Below are 16129 nucleotides of genomic sequence, written 5' to 3'. Positions count from 1 at the left end.
GACCATGAAGAACCGCATCACTGAACTGCTGGGCATCCGCTACCCGATCATCCAGGGCGGCATGCAGTGGGTCGGCCGCGCCGAGCTGGCCGCGGCCGTCTCCAACGCGGGCGGACTTGGCACGCTGGGCGCGCTCACCCAGTCCACGCCCGAGGATCTGGGCCGCGAGATCGAGCGTTGCCGCGCGATGACTGACAAGCCTTTCGGCGTGAACGTCACCATGCTGCCGACAGTGAACCCGCCGCCCTACGAGCAAATCTTCGACGTCATCGTGACGCACGGCATTCGCATCGTGGAGACGGCCGGCAATGTGCCGGCGGCCGTGTTCGAGCGGCTGAGGGATGCAGGCATCGTGATCGTGCACAAGTGCACTTCCGTGCGCCATGCGCTGGCCGCGGAGAAGCGCGGGGTGCACATCGTGAGCATCGATGGCTTCGAATGCGCGGGCCATCCGGGCGAGGAGGACGTACCCGGCCTCGTGCTGATTCCGGCCGCGGTATCGGCGCTCAGCGTTCCGGTGATCGCCTCCGGCGGCATCGCGGACGGGCGCGGCATGGCGGCGGCCCTGTCGCTCGGCGCCGAAGGCGTGAACATGGGCACGCGCTTCGTCGCCACACACGAAGCGCCGGTGCACGACAACGTGAAACAGGCCCTGATCGATGCGCGCGAGAACCAGACGCGACTGATCATGCGCACCCTGCGCAACAGCTCGCGCGTGCTGCTCAATCCGGTGTCCGAGGAAGTGCTCGAGCTCGAGCATCGGCCCGGTGGCGCAGCCTTCGATGTAATTCGACCGCTGGTCAACGGGCAGCGCGGGCGGGCAGCGCTGGAGAGCGGCGACATCACGAACGGCGTGATCTGGGCGGGCATGGTGGCCGGGTTGATCGACGACATTCCCTCCTGCGGCGAGCTGATCGAACGCATGGTCGCGCAGTGCCGCGCGCGGCTCTCGGCCGCAGCGGCGCTGGCGGGCGCATGAATGCCGAGCAGACGCGCGACGCGTTGGCGGCACTGCTCGCGCGCAACGGCCGCCATGGCGAGGTGCAGGCACTGGCTCGGCTCACCGGCGGCGCGACCAAGACGACCTGGTCCTTCGACTGGGTCGATGACGAGGGCCGCCATCCGCTGATCCTGCAGCAGACCCCGCCGCGCGCGCCCGATGCGGAAGCCTCCGCGCGCCGACCGCCGAAGCTCACGGGCGAAGAAGACGCTGCGTTGATGATCGTCGCGCGCGAAACGGACGTCGCGGCACCACGCGTGGTGCATGTGCTCGCACCCGCGGATGGACTGGGCGGCGGCTACATCACCGAGCGCATCGACGGCGAAGCGCTCGGCAAGCGCGTCGTAGCCGATGCCGCTTTCGATGCGGTGCGCCCGCGCCTCGCGGTACAGTGCGGCGAGATCCTCGCGGGCATCCACCGCATGCCCACGGGCAGACTCCCCTTCCTCTCGCGACTCAGCCCCGCCGACGAGCTCGCGATCTACGGAGGTCTGCTCAAGGAGCATGCCTTCGCGCATCCCGCGCTTTCGTATGCGCTGCGCTGGGTCGGCGAACGTCTCCCGCCGGACGACATGGCCTGCGTGGTGCACGCCGACTTCCGCACCGGCAACCTGATCGTCGACCCGGGCGAAGGCGTGCGCTGCGTGCTGGACTGGGAGATCGCGCGGATCGGTGATCCGATGCACGACCTGGGCGTGCTCTGCATGCGCAGTTGGCGCTTCGGCGGAAAGGGCGAGGTGGGCGGCTTCGGGTCGCGCGAGGACCTGTACACGGCCTACGAGCGCGCTTCGGGCAGGTCGGTCGATCCGCAGCGCGTGCGGTTCTGGGAAGCGATGTCCAACCTCAAGTGGGCCATCTCGTGCGTGCGGCGCGGCCTCGCGCGCGGCATGGATGGAGGCCCGGCGAGCAGCGAGCTCGCCGCCATCGGACGCCGGCTGGAAGAGCCGCTGTGGGACTTCATGACGCTCGCCACTGCCAAGGATTGAGGAGAACGACCCATGCCCGCCTTCGTTCCACCCGCCGCGACACTGCTGCAGGCCGCCGCCGACGATCTGGAGCGCGACGTGCTGCCGGCACTGGCCGGCTTCCCGCGCTTTCGCACACGCGTCATCGTCAACGTGCTGCGCCTCTTGACGCGCGAACTCGCGCTGGGCGATGCGGCCGACGCTGCCGAGCACGCGCGACTGCAGGCGCTGCTCGACACGGGATCGGAGGACCTGGCGGCGCTGCGCATGGAGTTGGCGCGGCGTATCGAAGCCGCCTCCGTAGATCTCGACGATGAGGCACTGGTACGGCACCTCCGCGAAAGCCTGCGCGAGGCGCTGGCCATCGACAACCCCGCCTGGACCGGCGAGCGCGCCTGAAGAACCCACGGAGACACAGCATGCAACACGGCACCCGACGTCAGGCCCTTTGCGCCCTTGCCGCCGCCTCGCTCGCATTCACCGGCACCGCCGCCGCGCAGGACGCGGCCCGCTGGCCCGACAAGCCGCTGCGCATCGTCATCCCCACGCCGCCGGGTGGCGCGCTGGACGGCACCGCGCGCCTGATCGCAGAGCGCCTCGCGGCTTCCCTCGGGCAGCCGGTGGTGGTGGACAACCGTGCCGGCGCCAACGGGGCCATTGCCTATGGCGTGGTCGCGAAGGCGCCGGCGGACGGCTACACGATGGTGCTGTCGCTCAGCAGCCTGGTGCTCACCAGCCTGATGGTGAAGTTACCAGGCTACACGCTTCAGGAACTGACGCCGGTGTCGCTGGTGGCGATGCTGCCCAACAGCTTCGCCGTGGCCAAGCATGTGCCCGCCAGCAACCTGCGCGAGTTCATCGCGTGGGCGCGCAACCGCAAGGAAGGCGTGGACTACGGCACCAGCGGCCCGGGCAGTTCGGCCAACATCCTCGGCAGCATGTTCGCGCAGCAAGCCGGCATCAGCATGGTCCATGTCCCCTTCAAGGGCGAGGCGCCCGCGGTGCAGGCTGCGCTGGGCGGCCAGATCGCCGTCGTGATCGGCGCGGCCGGCACCCTGGCCGCTCAGGCCCAGGCGGGACGCATGAAGCTGCTGGCCGTCGCGCTGCCCAACCGGCTGAAGGACTTTCCGGACGTGCCTACCTTCAGCGAGCTGGGCTATCCCGCGGTGAGCCTGTCGGGCTGGTCGGTGATGGCCATGCCTTCGGGCACGCCCAAACCCATCGTCGAGCGCCTGTCGTCCGAGATCACGCGGATCGTGCAGACGCCCGACGTATCGGCGCGCATCTTCGCCTACGGCTTCCAGCCTGAGGGCGGCAACCCCGACGCGGCCCGGCGCTTCGTGCAGGAAGAGACCACGCGCTGGACCGACGCCATCAAGGCCACCGGCATCACGATGGAGTGAGAAGACCCTCGCGAGGCCAACGCGTGGCAGCGAGCCGCCCCGAGCGCGACAGCGTGATGTACGCGTCGCGCCCGTCGTTGCCGCCGAAGCAGATGTTGGTCGTCGAGCGGTCGGGCATCGGCACCCGCTCGACCAGCGCGCCCGTCGGGTCGATCACCGTGATGCCCGCGATACCCGGCGCGCCGATGGTCGCGACGCAGACGTTGCCGCCCGCCTCCACCGCGAGCGAATCGAACATGCAGTAGACGGGCGAGGCGAACAGCATGTCCCCCGGCGTCAGCGCCGGCCAGCCATGCAGCGCCAGTTCGCCCGGCCCGCTGATCGCGAAGCGCCACACACGCGCGGTGACGGTCTCGGCCACGTACAGCCACCGGCCGTCCGGCGACAGGCCGATGCCGTTGGGCGTGAGCATGGGGAACACCACCTCGCGGATCGATGAGCCATCGGCCCGGGCATAGCAGATTCGGCCGCGATGGAGCGCATCGTGGCCCATGGACCCGAGATCGGTAAACCAGAAACCGCCGTGCGAGTCGAACACGATGTCGTTGGGGCTTTGCAGCGGTCCGCTACCTGTGCGTTCGTACAGGCGCTCGACCCGGCCGCTCGCGAGGTCGATGCGCTCGATGCGCCCGCCGTCGTAGTCGACGGCACGGCCGTGCGGATAGCGACCACCGCTCGGATCGGTGTGCCACTGCATGCCGCCGTTGTTGCAGACATAGCAGGCGCCGTCCGGCCCGATCGCCGCGCCATTGGGGCCGCCGCCGGGCGTGGCCACGGTCTCCACGCGGCCGTCGGGTCGAAGGCGGCTCAGGCGACCGGCCGCGATTTCCACGAACAGGACAGAGCCATCCTCGAGTGCCACCGGCCCCTCGGGAAATTGCAGGCCGCTGGCCAGGATCTTCAGGTCTTCATCCATCCTCTTTGCTCCTTCATGCGCCGGTCCAGCGCGGTGGTCGGTGCTCGGCGAATGCACGCGGGCCTTCGCGCGCATCGGCGCTCGCCATGACGCGGCGCCCTGCCGCATCGGCCTCGGCACGCAGCACTTCATCGTGCAGGTCGAGGGCGCGACGCGCGAGCGCCAGGCTGGCGCGCAGGGCCAGCGGCGCATTGGCCGCCGCCAGCGCCGCGACATGCATCGCTTCGGGCAGCAGGCGTTCGGGCGCGACCACACGGTTGACCAGGCCGAGACGCAGCGCCTCAGCGGCATCGATCGATTCGCCGGTGGCGATCATCTCCAGTGCCGCGCCGCGAGGGATGCTGCGCGGCAGCCGCCACACACCGCCTGCGGTGGCGGCGAGGCCGCGCTTCACCTCGGGCAGGGCGAACAGTGCGTTGGACGACGCGATAGCGAAGTCGCAGGCCAACACGAGCTCGAAGCCGCCGGCAACCGCCGCGCCGTTCACTGCCGCAATCCACAGCTTCTCGCGCGGGGCATGCACGAAGCCAGCGAAGCCGCCTTCGGACGTGGAGCGCCCGCCGGGCGCGGAACCGCTCGCGAGTTCCTTGAGATCGGCGCCAGCACAGAAGGCTATTTCACCGGCGCCGGTCAGGATCGCGACGTGCACGGCCGGATCGCGTTCGACCGCGGCAACGATTCCGGCAAGCGCCAGCGCGGCCTCCGCATTGATCGCGTTGCGCGCCTGAGGCCGGTTGATCGTGACGATCGCGAGGCCGTCCTGGTCCTCGCGCAGCACGACGCTCATTTCACAGCTCCACCCGCGCGCAGGCGAGCGATCTCTTCCTCCGCGTAGCCGGCTTCGCGCAGCACCTCATCGGTGTGTTCGCCGATACGGGGCGCATGGCGCGGAAAGGTCTTGTCCGCGCCTGCCACCTGGAAGGGGCTGCTGACCGTCAGGCCGGTGCCCGGGATGCCTTGGCCCGGCACCAGCGCGCCGCACAGGCGCATCTGCTCGTCGTCCAGCACATCTGCGCTGCGCGCGACCGCGCCGACCGTGAGGCCTTCGGCGCCGAAGCGGTCCGTCCAGTCGGCGCTGTCCCGCTCCCCCAAGACCTCGTCCAGCAGCGCAGCGAGCGCCGGTGCGTTCTCGCGTCGCGCTGGCATTGCGGCGAAGCGCGGATCCTGCGCGAGCGCGGGGCGCTCGATCGCGCGCAAGAAGGCCTCCCAGTCGCGTTCCTCCGTGACGAGGCTGAGGATGAACCAACGCCCGTCGCGGCAGCGATAGAAGTTGGTGAGCGCGTTGCGCGGCTGGCTGCGCGGCTGTCGGTACACCAACCGTCCACCGACCAGCATGCCCTGGATCGCCATCGCGTTGGCCCAGGCCCCATTCGCCAGCAGCGAAGTGCTCACCATGCCGCCCCTGCCCGTGCGCTCGCGGGCGTACAGGCCGGTAACGATGGCCGCGAACAGCGTGACCGCGGTGGGCTGATCGCCCAGGCCGTTGGCGGGGTTGGCGGGCGGGCCTTCAGGGTCGGGACGGGTCAGGTCGGCCAGCCCGCTGCGCGCCCAGTAGGTGGTGGCGTCGAAGCCGGGCTTGCCGGACTCGGGGCCGGTTTCCCCGTAGCCCGTGAGCGATGCATACACCAGGCGCGGATTGAGTTGGCGCATCGTCTCCCAGGCAAGACCCAGACGGGCGCGCACCGGCAGCGGGTAGTTGGTGATCAGCACATCAGCCTCGCACACGAGGCGGTGCAGAACCGCCTGGCCCTCCGATTTCTTGAGATCCAGCGCGATGCCTCTCCGGCTACGTGCGCCCTGCATCCAGAGATAGTTGTGATCGGAATAAGCAAGGTTGGGATTGAGGACCGTCTTGCGAAAGCCATCGCCTTCGGGCACCTCGATCTTGATCACGTCAGCGCCGAAGTCCGCGAGGATCGTCGCCGCCCCCGGCCCGGCGATGTAGCTGGCGACGTCGAGGACCCGGAGGCCGTTGAACACGCTCATTGCGCGGTGCCCGCCGGCCGCTCCGAGATCGGCACGCCGTCGTTCATCAGGTCGCAGTACTCCGTCATCCCCAGCACGGTCCGCCCTTCGCAGGTGAACTCCGTCATGCTTTCCGTGATCCGCGTGTAGGTCTTGAAGTCGTTGGCCCCCACGCGCCGGTGCCGCAGCGGCACGGTGGTCAGGATGCGCCCCTTCATCACATAGGTCTGGCGCTCGGTCGTCACCCACGCAGTGAGCCCCTGCGGAATCCACTCCGCGTCGTACTCGGTCTCGATGCGGCCGTCGATCACCGGCTCGTGCACGCCATCGCGAAGCACATTGCCACTGACGCGGTTGGGGCCCCCCTCCGGGCGTCCCTTGATCGACAGCAGGATCCCGAAGTCACGCGAGAAGGTGACGGGCAGCCACTTGTACCAAAAGAAGCTGTGCCAGTGCCGAGGCCCCCAGGACTTGTCGCGATAGCCGGTCCCGCCCACGAGATCATGCTTCACGCCATCCACGGTGATGTGTCCGTTGACCGCCATGTTCTGCTCGGTATGCCCGCGATACACCGCGTGCTCGGGATCGAGTTCGATGGGCCGGCCCTGCAGGTCGACGATCTCGCCACCATGCATCGGCGACACGCCCTCGAAGTCCAGCGCGATCGAGGCCGGCCGCTTCGGGTAGCGCTTGAAGGCCGCGCTCGGGTCCATCATGGCCAGCGGATCGTCCATCAAAAGCAAGTCACCCTCGTAGCGCACGCCATGCCGCTTGAAAGGCTCGATCACCTCGAACGCCATACCGGCCGCGGCCATCCGCTCATTGCCGGTGATGGCGGGGCGGCCGAACATGAAGCCCACGCGGCCGTCAGGCAGGTACACGCAGCAGGTCATCTCCGCATGGCCCTCGTTGGGCCGGTTGCCGACGCGAACCCATGCGCCGATGCGGCTCCCGGAATCGAAGGCATTGAAATACATGCTCTCGTTGTAATTGCCCACCGGCTCGGGCGGGTGGGTGTATTCGTCGCGTGGGTCCAGCTTGAGTCGGGTGTCGGGCGGCATGTACATGACGGGGAATCCTTTCAATGGTTCGCCAGCTCGAGGCGGGCGATCTGGTTGCGATGCACTTCGTCGGGGCCGTCGGCAATGCGCAGGCCGCGCGCCTGCGCATAGGAGCGCGCGAGGATGAAGTCCTGCGACAGGCCTGCCGCGCCATGGGCCTGGATGGCCCAGTCGATCACCTGGCAGGCCATGGAAGGCGCCGCGACCTTGATCATCGCGATCTCCTTGCGTGCGCCCTTGATGCTCACCGTGTCCATCTTCCAGGCGGCATGCAGGGTCAGCAGGCGGGTCTGGTCGATCAGCACGCGCGCCTGTGCGATGCGTTCCATGGTCACGGTCTGGTTCGCGATTGGCCGACCGAAAGCGACGCGCTCCTTCGAGCGCGCGCACATCAACTCCAGGCAACGCTCGGCGCGGCCCACCAGGCGCATGCAGTGGTGGATGCGCCCGGGGCCGAGCCGGCCCTGCGCGATCTCGAAGCCGCGGTCTTCGCCCAGAAGGATGTTCTCCAGCGGCACGCGCACGTTGTCGTACACCACTTCGGAGTGGCCGTGCGGCGCATCGTCCCAACCGAAGACCTGCAGGTTGCGCACGATGCGCACGCCCGGCGTCTCGCGCGGAATCAGCAGCATGGATTGCTGGCGATGCTTGTCCTCGCTCGCCGCATTCGTCTTGCCCATGAAGATGATGAGCTCGCAGCGCGGGTCGGTGATGCCGGAGGTCCACCACTTGCGGCCGTTGACCACGTAGTGATCGCCGTCGCGCCGGATCTCGGCCTCGATATTGGTGGCGTCGGAGGACGCGACCGCGGGCTCAGTCATCGAGAAGCAGGAACGGATGCGGCCCTGCAGCAGTGGCACGAGCCAGCGCGCCTTCTGTGCCTCGGTGCCGTAGCGCGCCAGGATCTCCATGTTGCCGCTGTCCGGCGCCGAACAGTTGAACACTTCGGGCCCGATCGGGGAGCGCCCCATCAGTTCGGCCAGCGGTGCGTAGTCCTGGTTGTTCAGGCCGGCGCCATGCTCGCTGTCCGGCAGGAACAGGTTCCACAGGCCCTGCGACTTCGCTTTGGCTTTCAGTTCCTCGATGACGGGCGGCACCTGGGCATGCCCCGAGGGCTGCGCCTGCGACTGCTCGTGCACGATGCGCTCGGCCGGGTAGACGTGCGCATCCATGAAGGCGGAAAGCCGCTCGCGCAGCTCGACGGTACGGGGGCTGTGTTCAAAGTCCATCGCGTGTGAAGAAGTGGGGCCGCAGTCCGGGACGCGGCCAGTCGAGGGCGGCAAGCCGGCCGGTGGAGGACAGCGTGACGTACGCGGTCTTCATGTCGCCCCCGCCGAAGCAGAGGTTGGTGGTGAAGCGGTCCGGCAGCGGCACATGCTCGACCGCGCTGCCATCGGGCGCGATGACGGTGATGCCGCCGTTGAAGAGCGTGGCCACGCAGATGCGACCGTCCTCCTCCATCGCCAGCGAGTCGAAGAGCTGGTAGCCCGGCAGGCCCGCGACCAGCGTGCCGCCGTGCGGTGCCAGCGAGTCCGGCGCGCGCGCGATGCGCCCAGGGCCGATCACGTCGAAGGCCCACAGCCGCCCAGGCGCAGTCTCCGCCACGTACAGCCGCTTGCCGTCCGGCGACAGGCCCACGCCATTGGGCGTGTTCATGGGAAAGATGACCTCCCGGCATTCGCTGCCGTCGGGCCGCGCCCAGCAGATCGCGCCATGGTCCATGTCGCGCTGGCGGCGCTTGCCCAGATCGCTGAACCAGAAGCCGCCGTCGGCGCCGAAGACGAGGTCGTTGGGGCCCTTGAGCGGCGCCTTGTCGCTGTGGGTGTAAAGGACCTCGACCCGGCCGGTGCGCAGGTCCACGCGCTGGATGCGGCCGCCGGCATACTCGGATGGCTGCAAGCTAGGCGTCTGCGTCCCATCCGCATGGCGATGCCATTCGAAGCCGCCGCCGTCGCACACGTAGCAGGCGCCGTCCGGGCCGATGGCTGCGCCGTTCGGGCCGCCGCCAGTCTTCGCCACCACTTCTCGGCGGCCGTCGGCGAACACGCGTGTCAGGCGCCCCGCCTGGATCTCCACCACCAGGAGCGAGCCATCCGCGAGCACCACGGGGCCCTCGGGGAAGTCCAGGTTCTCTGCAACGATCTTCATCTTCGATTCCTCGTTTGGCGCATCTACAGGCCCAGGTATGCGGCGCGCACATCCGGATGCGCAGCCAGTTCGCGGGCGCTGCCGCTCATCACCACCTCGCCGTTCTGGAGCACGTAGGCGCGATCGGCGGCGGCCAGCGCCATCTCGGCGTTCTGCTCGGCCAGCAGCACCGAGACGCCGGTCGAGCGGATGTGGCGGATGAAGGCGGCGATCTCCTGCACGATCAGCGGCGCGAGCCCCAGCGTGGGTTCATCCAGCATCAGCACGCGCGGCTGTGCCATCAGCGCGCGGCCGATCGCCAGCATCTGCTGCTCGCCACCGGACAGCGTGCCCGCCATTTGCAGCCGACGCTCGCGCAGACGCGGGAACCAGCGATACAAGCTCTCGCGCCGTTCTCGCCGCGCAGCCGGATCGCGGCCCAGATCGCCCAGGTCCAGGTTTTCCTCGACCGACAGGTCCGGAAACACCCGCCGGCCCTCGGGCGACAGCGCCAGACCGGCGGTGATGCGCTCGCGCGTGGGCAGCGTCTCGATGCGCTTGCCGGTGATCGCGACCGCGCCGGCAGCGTGTGGAACCAAGCCCAGCAGCGCATTGAGCAGCGACGACTTGCCCGCGCCATTGGCACCGACCAGTGCCACGACCTCGCGTGCACCGAGCGTCAGGTTCACGCCGACGAGCGCCCGCGTCTCGCCATAGCGCACATCGAGGCCTTCGACTTGCAGCAGCGGTGCCGTCATGCAGCCAGCTCCTCGCACGACGCGGGTGTGCTGCCCAGGTAGGCCGACACCACATCCGGCATGCGCGTCACCGCGCCCGGCGCGCCGTCGGCGATCTTCACGCCATGGTGCAGCACCACCACCCGGTCGACGAACGACATCAGCATCTTCAGGTTGTGGTCGACCACGATCAGCGTCATGCCCTTGTCGCGCAGGCCACGCAGCACCTGGGCCAGACGCGTCGCCTCGACCTGGTTGAGGCCGGCGGCTGGCTCGTCGAGCAGCAGGAGTTCAGGCTGCGTGGCCAGAGCCATCGCCACACCCAGGAGCTTCTGTTCGCCGTAGGGCAGGCTGCCCGCCACGTCATCTCGGCGCGCCAGCAGGCCGACTTCGGCCAGGCAGCCCAGCGCATGCGCGGTGCGCTGCCGCTCGCGCGCACGCCAGCGCGGCGCGCGCAACAGCGAGCCCCAGAACCCGCCCGGCCGGTGCAGGTGGCTGGCGATTGCCATGTTGGCAGCAACCGTCTGCCCGGCGCAAAGCGCGGTCTGCTGGAAGCTGCGCACCACGCCCAGCCGCGCGACACGATGGGCCGGTTGCCCCACGATGTCCCGCCCGCGCACGCGGATCGCACCGGCGCTCACCGGCAGGAAGCCCGACAGCATGCTCAAGAGCGTGGTCTTGCCGGCGCCATTGGGCCCGATGAGGCCCACGATCTCGCCGGCCCGCACGTCGAACGACACATCCTGCACCGCCTTGAGTCCCTTGAAATGACGACTCACGCCCGCGACTTCGAGCACCATGCCTTCACGATGCGGCCGGGCTGCAAGAGGCGCGGGCTGCGATGCATCGAATTCGCGCGCGGCGCGCGCGACGCGCCATCGCGGGAAAGCGGGCCGAGTGACCAACCAGCCCACCAGCCCACCTGGCAGCAGGCGCACCGCGAGGAGCAGGATGAGTGCGAAGGCCGCGAAGTTGAGATCACCGAGAAAGCGCAGCCCCTCGGGGATGATCGCGAACAGCGCCCCGCCCAGCACGGGCCCCACCAGGGTCGCCTTGCCGCCAAGGATCACGCCCAGGATGCCGGTGGCCGAGTAGCTCACGCCGAGCAGCGAGGGCGAAAGCACGAACACCTTCGGAATGAGAAGCGCCCCGGCCAATGCAGCGAGCCCACCCGACAGCGCGACGTTCAGCACGCGCGAGCGCACGGTCGCGATGCCCAGCGACTCGGCGAGCGCCGGCGCTTCGCGGATCGCAGTCCAGCCGCGTCCGGTTGCGCTGTCGCGGAGGTTGCGCAAAACCACGAAGGCGATGGCGAGCGCCGCCGCCACCGCGAACAAGTAGCCCTGCTGCGCATTCCAGCCCACGCCCTGCACGAAGGGCAGCGGCGGTGCCGTCACCATCAGCCCCATGGGACCGCGCGTGAGGTCCACCCAGTTGACCACCAGCAGCACGAGGATCTCGGCCACCACGAGCGTCGCGATGGCGAAGTAGGCACCGCTCAGGCGCGCGGACACGATACCCACCAAGCCTCCGAGCAGCAGGCCGGGCAGGATGCCCAGCGGCACCGCAAGCCAGTAGTTCCACCCGAGTTTCGTGACCAGGATGCCGACGGTGTACGCACCCAGCCCGAGGAAGGCCGCATGCCCGAAGCTCACGTAGCCCAACTGGCCAAAGGTGACCGACACGCCGAGCACGAAGATCGCGAGGACGGCGGCATAGGCGGCGACGTCCAGCAGATAGGGAGAGCGGATCACGCTCGCCAGCAGCGCCGCCGCGGCGATACCGATCAGCATGTCGCGCACGGTGCGGATCATCGCGCCACCCCTGCGAGACCCTGCGGCCGCACCAGCAGCACCACCAGCATCAGCGAATACACCGTGGCCGCGGCCAAGCCCTCTTCCATCACGAGCCCCAGCATGGCCTCGAGCACGCCCACGGCAAGTGCGCACAGCACGGCGCCGCCCGCACTTCCCAGCCCGCCGAGCACCACGATCACGAAGGCCTTGATCAGCACCGCCTGCCCCAGCATCGGCGAGTAGGAGGTGATCGGCGCCAGCAGCGCACCGCCGAGACCGCCGACCACCGCGGCCAGCAGGAAGGCGCGGGTGCCGACCGACTTGACATCGATGCCCACCACGCGCGCGGCATGCTCGCTCTGCGCGAGCGCGCGCATCTCCACGCCGAAGCGTGTGCGGCGCGCGAGCAGGCCCAACAGCACCAGCGCAGCGATGCTCGCCACGATGACGAACAGGCGCTGCGCACTGAGTCCCACGCCCGCCAGTTCGATACGGCCCTGCAGTCCGTCGACGCGCGCCGGTGCCGGCCCCCACACCGACAGCACGGCCTGGTTGAACAGCACGCCGACCGCGAAAGTGGTGAGCAGGATGTCGGTACGCCCGTCCGCACGCCGCAGCAGCGGCGACACCGCGAGCGCATCGAATATCCAGCCGACGACGGCGCCCACCAGCATGGCGAGCGGCAGCGCAGCGAGATAGGGCAGGCCCAGCAGCTTGTTCGCCAGCACCACCGTGAGCGCGCCCAGCATCACCACTTCGCCGTGGCCGAAGTTGATGATGTGCAGCACGCCGAAGGCGAGCGTGAGCCCCAGCGCGATCAGCGCATAGCCGAAGCCGATGGAAAGTCCGTTGAGCAGTTGCTGAAGCAGCGCGTCAGTCATGGCTTCGGCGTCGCTTTCATCAATCGCCGGTTGCGATCTTTCCGTCCTTGACCTCCAGCACGACCCATTTGTCGGAGGTCGCCTGATTGCCCGGGAAGCGCACCTTGCCGCGCGGCGAGTCCCAGGTGCCCTCGCGCAGGGTGACGGCCAGCTTGGCGGTGTCGGTCACGGTGCCGGCCGAGCGGATCGCCTGCCCGAGGATCCACATGCTCTCGAAGCCGAGGAAGTCCACCTTGCCGGGCATCGCCTTGTACTTGGCCTGGTAGGCGGCGACGAATTTTTGGTTGGTTTCGGTGTTCATCGTCGGCGCCCAGATGTCCAGCGTGAACGCACCCTCTGCCGCGGGCCCGGCCACCTGCAGTAGCGCGGGCGTCACCGAGCCGGGCAGGATGCAGCGTTTCGCTTTGACGCCCGCCTCGGCCAGCGTGCGCAGCAGGCTGCCACCCTGCTCCGGCGCCGAGAAGGCCATGCACACCACGTCGGGGTTGGCCGCCTTCACGCGCGCGGCGATCGTGCTGAAGTCGGTCTGCTTCAGGATGTCGTACAGCTCGGTGGCCACGACCGCGCTGCCGAAGCTGCCCTTCATGCTCGCGATGATCGAGCGGCCGTAGTCGCCGTTCTCCACCACCACCGCCATGCGCTGCGGCTTCACCTTGTCCTTGAGGTACCGGTTGAAGACCTCGCCGTCGGTGGCCACCAGCGGATTGAAGCGAAATGCACGGTCGTAGTCGGTGACCTGCGGTGCCTTCGTGACGGCGGCGAGGAATATCGCGCCACTCTGCTGCGCGACCTGCGTCACGCCGAGCGACACCGCCGTGTTGATCGCGCCGACGATCACCGGCACCTTGTCTTCGCTTAGGAGCTTGCGCGCCGCGGCCACGGCATCGGCGGGCTGGTAGTTGTCGTCGTACACCACCAGCTTGAGTGGGCGGCCGTCCAGCGCGCCGCCATTGGCATTGATCATCTCGGCGGCAATCTCCGCGCCGTTACGGCCCTGCTGGCCGAGCATGGTCTTGATCGGATAGAGCACGCCGATCTTGATCTCCTGCGCGAACGCGGGCGCGCTCGCGAGCAGACCGGCGACAAGGCCCGCGCCAACGAGGCCGCGCACGGCGGAAGCAAAAATTCTGCGCATAATGCCTGTCTCCTTAATGGTTCTACCATTAAAGTATCGGATCAATGGCGACCGCATCGGGGAAAGTACGGAGAGCGGCTGCTAGTGCGGCACACGAAGCCAGGCCTTGCCCACCGTGGATCGGCCTTCAAGCGCGGCGAGGGCCGCGCATGCGTCGTCGAAGGCGAACGATGGCCCGGGCATGGGGCGGATACGGCCTTCCGCATGCCACGCATAGACCTCTTGCGTGAGCTGCGCCGCCAGCGCGAGGTCGCGCTTGCGCACCTCACCCCACAGCACACCCACCGCACTGGCGTTGTGAAGCAGCAGCCGATTGGCCGGCAGCTGTGTGAGCGTGCCGGCCGCAAAGCCGATGACGAGGTAGCGCGCGCCGAAGGCGAGGCAGCGCAGGCTCTGCGCGCCGACCTCGCCACCCACCGGGTCGTAGATCACATCAGCGCCGCCGGGGGCGATCTTGCGGAAGGCATCGACCCAGCCGGGATCGCCATAGTCCAGCGCGGCATCCGCGCCCGCGTCGAGACAGGCTTTCGCCTTCCGCGCCCCGCCCGCGGTAGCGATCACACGCGCACCGATCAACTTGCCGAGTTGCAGAGCGGCGCTGCCGACACCGCCCGCGGCGGCATGCACGAGCAGCGTCTGGCCTTCTTGCAGGCGCCCCGCCACGCGCAACGCAAACAGCGAGGTGGGATAGTTGCTGCGCAATGCAAGTGCTTCCCCCGGGTCGATGTCCTGAGGGATCGCGATCGCCTCGCTGCGCGGCACCAGCGCGTACTGCGCGAAGCCGCCCTGCCTGGAAGAACTCGCCACGCGCGTGCCCACCGGCAGTTCGCCACCTTCTCCCGCCACGATGGTGCCCAGCACCTCGGAACCGGGCGTGAAGGGCAGCGGCGGCTTGATCTGGTACTTGCCGCGCACGATCAACGTATCGCCGAACGCAAGGCCGGCGGCCTCGACCCGCACCAGGTATTGGTCGGGGCCGGGCTGGGGCACCTTGACGTCGCGCAGATGCATCTGGCCACCCTCGCTGATTTCCTCGACGCGCCACGCGCGCATCGATGGAGGCAGGTTGCTCGTCATCGGGTCTCCTTTGTCGCCGCCCAGCCGGCTTCGGCAGTTGCTTGAACGCGCGCGGCAACGGCAGCCGCGCGGCTGTTGGCGGCGTTGCCGTCCAGCGCGCGACGGGCCACGCCCTGCTGGATGGCAGCAAGACGGAACATGTTGAACGCGAGGTGGTAGTGCCAGTGCGCGATGTGCGTATCGGCGCGGCCGCTTGCGCGGCAGTAGTCAGCCACATGCTGCGCTTCGGTCGGAATGCCTTCCGGCAAAGCGCCGAGCCCGGCCAGCGTGCGATGGGTTCCGAGCTGCAGCCGCCAGGCGAGGCAGTGGTAGGCGAAGTCCACCTGCGGATCTCCCAGCGTGGAGAGTTCCCAGTCGAGCACGGCGACGATGCGCGGCTCGCTCGAGTGAAACACAAGGTTGTCGAGCCGGAAGTCACCGTGCACGAGCGACGTGCTTTCCTGCGGCGGCACATGCGCCGGCAACCATTCGATCAGCCGCTCCATCGCCTCGATGTGGTCGGTCTCGCTCGCGCGGTACTGGCGAGTCCAGCGCTCGATCTGACGCTCGACATAGCGGCCTTCGCGGCCAAAGTCGGCCAGACCGCGCGCACGCCAGTCCACCGCATGGAGCGCGGCCATCACGCCGGCCATCTCGGCGTAGTGCGCGCGGCGTTGGGCGGGAGCCATGCCTGGCAGGGTCTGGTCGGTGAGGATGCGCCCTTCCACAAAGTCCATCAGGTAGAAGGTGCTGCCCAGTACAGCCGGGTCTTCGCACAGCACGCGTGCACGCGGCACCGGCACGTTCGATTTTTCGAGCGCGCGCAGCACACGGAACTCGCGCTCCACCGCATGGGCCGAAGGAAGCAGCATGCCGGGCGGCTTGCACCGCAGCACGAGCCGCCGTGCGCCCGCCTCGACGATGAAGGTGGGATTGGACTGTCCGCCTTCGACCTGCCGCACCCGCAGCGCGCCGTCGAAGCCAGTGATTTCGCGCCGGATGAACGCATCGAGCGCGCTCGCCTGCGCCGCATTGAACCCATTCGCCGTGATTGGAGGGGTGGATGAATCGTTCACTTTGTCGTTTA

General features: G+C 68.7%; 16 protein-coding genes. 4 read left to right on the top strand and 12 right to left on the bottom strand.

Annotated elements, in window-relative coordinates:
* The first annotated feature begins 4 nt into the window (after positions 1-4).
* Genes AC1DEK_RS07635 through AC1DEK_RS07620 form a run of 4 tightly spaced genes read left to right on the top strand, consistent with a single transcriptional unit; the run spans position 5 to position 3368 of the window.
* On the top strand, positions 5-979 hold the full coding sequence (locus AC1DEK_RS07635; protein WP_478124608.1) for an NAD(P)H-dependent flavin oxidoreductase: 975 nt from the start codon (positions 5-7) through the stop codon (positions 977-979).
* The gene (locus tag AC1DEK_RS07630; protein ID WP_478124607.1) at positions 976-1986 is read left to right on the top strand and encodes a phosphotransferase family protein; all 1011 of its coding nucleotides are present in this window, start codon (positions 976-978) and stop codon (positions 1984-1986) included. Before AC1DEK_RS07635 ends, AC1DEK_RS07630 begins: the two co-directional genes overlap by 4 nt.
* Before the next feature lie 12 nt (positions 1987-1998).
* On the top strand, positions 1999-2364 hold the full coding sequence (locus tag AC1DEK_RS07625; protein ID WP_478124606.1) for a DUF6285 domain-containing protein: 366 nt from the start codon (positions 1999-2001) through the stop codon (positions 2362-2364).
* 20 nt (positions 2365-2384) lie between these two features.
* On the top strand, positions 2385-3368 hold the full coding sequence (locus AC1DEK_RS07620; protein WP_478124605.1) for a Bug family tripartite tricarboxylate transporter substrate binding protein: 984 nt from the start codon (positions 2385-2387) through the stop codon (positions 3366-3368).
* On the opposite strand, the gene AC1DEK_RS07615 is transcribed toward AC1DEK_RS07620, so the two are convergent.
* The 12 genes from AC1DEK_RS07615 to AC1DEK_RS07560 form a co-directional block, all read right to left on the bottom strand.
* Positions 3355-4284 (bottom strand): SMP-30/gluconolactonase/LRE family protein, encoded by a 930-nt coding sequence (locus AC1DEK_RS07615; protein ID WP_478124604.1) that lies wholly within the window; start codon positions 4282-4284, stop codon positions 3355-3357. The genes AC1DEK_RS07620 and AC1DEK_RS07615 overlap by 14 nt on opposite strands.
* A 13-nt stretch (positions 4285-4297) precedes the next feature.
* On the bottom strand, positions 4298-5071 hold the full coding sequence (locus tag AC1DEK_RS07610; protein WP_478124603.1) for an enoyl-CoA hydratase-related protein: 774 nt from the start codon (positions 5069-5071) through the stop codon (positions 4298-4300).
* Positions 5068-6270, bottom strand: a complete 1203-nt coding sequence (locus AC1DEK_RS07605) for a CaiB/BaiF CoA transferase family protein (RefSeq protein ID WP_478124602.1) — start codon at positions 6268-6270, stop codon at positions 5068-5070. Before AC1DEK_RS07605 ends, AC1DEK_RS07610 begins: the two co-directional genes overlap by 4 nt.
* The gene (locus AC1DEK_RS07600; RefSeq protein WP_478124601.1) at positions 6267-7316 is read right to left on the bottom strand and encodes a DUF7064 domain-containing protein; all 1050 of its coding nucleotides are present in this window, start codon (positions 7314-7316) and stop codon (positions 6267-6269) included. The genes AC1DEK_RS07605 and AC1DEK_RS07600 overlap by 4 nt, the downstream gene beginning before the upstream one ends.
* A gap of 14 nt (positions 7317-7330) precedes the next feature.
* Entirely contained in the window at positions 7331-8539 is a 1209-nt protein-coding gene (locus tag AC1DEK_RS07595; protein WP_478124600.1) for an acyl-CoA dehydrogenase family protein, read from the bottom strand.
* Positions 8529-9458 carry an SMP-30/gluconolactonase/LRE family protein gene (locus AC1DEK_RS07590; RefSeq protein ID WP_478124599.1) on the bottom strand — a complete coding sequence of 310 codons (930 nt, stop codon included), beginning with the start codon at positions 9456-9458 and terminating at the stop codon, positions 8529-8531. The genes AC1DEK_RS07595 and AC1DEK_RS07590 overlap by 11 nt, the downstream gene beginning before the upstream one ends.
* A 23-nt stretch (positions 9459-9481) precedes the next feature.
* Positions 9482-10195: an ABC transporter ATP-binding protein gene (locus tag AC1DEK_RS07585; RefSeq protein ID WP_478124598.1), complete on the bottom strand. Its 714-nt coding sequence runs from the start codon at positions 10193-10195 to the stop codon at positions 9482-9484.
* Positions 10192-11988, bottom strand: a complete 1797-nt coding sequence (locus tag AC1DEK_RS07580) for a branched-chain amino acid ABC transporter ATP-binding protein/permease (protein ID WP_478124597.1) — start codon at positions 11986-11988, stop codon at positions 10192-10194. The genes AC1DEK_RS07585 and AC1DEK_RS07580 overlap by 4 nt, the downstream gene beginning before the upstream one ends.
* A complete protein-coding gene (locus AC1DEK_RS07575; RefSeq protein ID WP_478124596.1) occupies positions 11985-12851 on the bottom strand; it encodes a branched-chain amino acid ABC transporter permease in 867 nt (288 codons plus the stop codon). Before AC1DEK_RS07575 ends, AC1DEK_RS07580 begins: the two co-directional genes overlap by 4 nt.
* 19 nt (positions 12852-12870) lie before the next feature.
* A complete protein-coding gene (locus tag AC1DEK_RS07570; protein ID WP_478124595.1) occupies positions 12871-13962 on the bottom strand; it encodes an ABC transporter substrate-binding protein in 1092 nt (363 codons plus the stop codon).
* Between the two features lie 105 nt (positions 13963-14067).
* The gene (locus tag AC1DEK_RS07565) at positions 14068-15063 is read right to left on the bottom strand and encodes an NADPH:quinone oxidoreductase family protein (RefSeq protein WP_478124594.1); all 996 of its coding nucleotides are present in this window, start codon (positions 15061-15063) and stop codon (positions 14068-14070) included.
* Entirely contained in the window at positions 15060-16118 is a 1059-nt protein-coding gene (locus AC1DEK_RS07560) for a phosphotransferase (RefSeq protein WP_478124593.1), read from the bottom strand. Before AC1DEK_RS07560 ends, AC1DEK_RS07565 begins: the two co-directional genes overlap by 4 nt.
* Positions 16119-16129: the final 11 nt, after the last annotated feature.

Source organism: Variovorax sp. 10N420 (assembly GCF_056394705.1).
This window is presented reverse-complemented; position numbering and strand designations above follow the sequence as displayed.

Coding starts and splice junctions, on each gene's coding strand:
- AC1DEK_RS07635 (WP_478124608.1), top strand. CDS start 5: ATGAAGAACCGCATCACTGAACTGCTGGGCATCCGCTACCCGATCATC.
- AC1DEK_RS07630 (WP_478124607.1), top strand. CDS start 976: ATGAATGCCGAGCAGACGCGCGACGCGTTGGCGGCACTGCTCGCGCGC.
- AC1DEK_RS07625 (WP_478124606.1), top strand. CDS start 1,999: ATGCCCGCCTTCGTTCCACCCGCCGCGACACTGCTGCAGGCCGCCGCC.
- AC1DEK_RS07620 (WP_478124605.1), top strand. CDS start 2,385: ATGCAACACGGCACCCGACGTCAGGCCCTTTGCGCCCTTGCCGCCGCC.
- AC1DEK_RS07615 (WP_478124604.1), bottom strand. CDS start 4,284: ATGGATGAAGACCTGAAGATCCTGGCCAGCGGCCTGCAATTTCCCGAG.
- AC1DEK_RS07610 (WP_478124603.1), bottom strand. CDS start 5,071: ATGAGCGTCGTGCTGCGCGAGGACCAGGACGGCCTCGCGATCGTCACG.
- AC1DEK_RS07605 (WP_478124602.1), bottom strand. CDS start 6,270: ATGAGCGTGTTCAACGGCCTCCGGGTCCTCGACGTCGCCAGCTACATC.
- AC1DEK_RS07600 (WP_478124601.1), bottom strand. CDS start 7,316: ATGTACATGCCGCCCGACACCCGACTCAAGCTGGACCCACGCGACGAA.
- AC1DEK_RS07595 (WP_478124600.1), bottom strand. CDS start 8,539: ATGGACTTTGAACACAGCCCCCGTACCGTCGAGCTGCGCGAGCGGCTT.
- AC1DEK_RS07590 (WP_478124599.1), bottom strand. CDS start 9,458: ATGAAGATCGTTGCAGAGAACCTGGACTTCCCCGAGGGCCCCGTGGTG.
- AC1DEK_RS07585 (WP_478124598.1), bottom strand. CDS start 10,195: ATGACGGCACCGCTGCTGCAAGTCGAAGGCCTCGATGTGCGCTATGGC.
- AC1DEK_RS07580 (WP_478124597.1), bottom strand. CDS start 11,988: ATGATCCGCACCGTGCGCGACATGCTGATCGGTATCGCCGCGGCGGCG.
- AC1DEK_RS07575 (WP_478124596.1), bottom strand. CDS start 12,851: ATGACTGACGCGCTGCTTCAGCAACTGCTCAACGGACTTTCCATCGGC.
- AC1DEK_RS07565 (WP_478124594.1), bottom strand. CDS start 15,063: ATGACGAGCAACCTGCCTCCATCGATGCGCGCGTGGCGCGTCGAGGAA.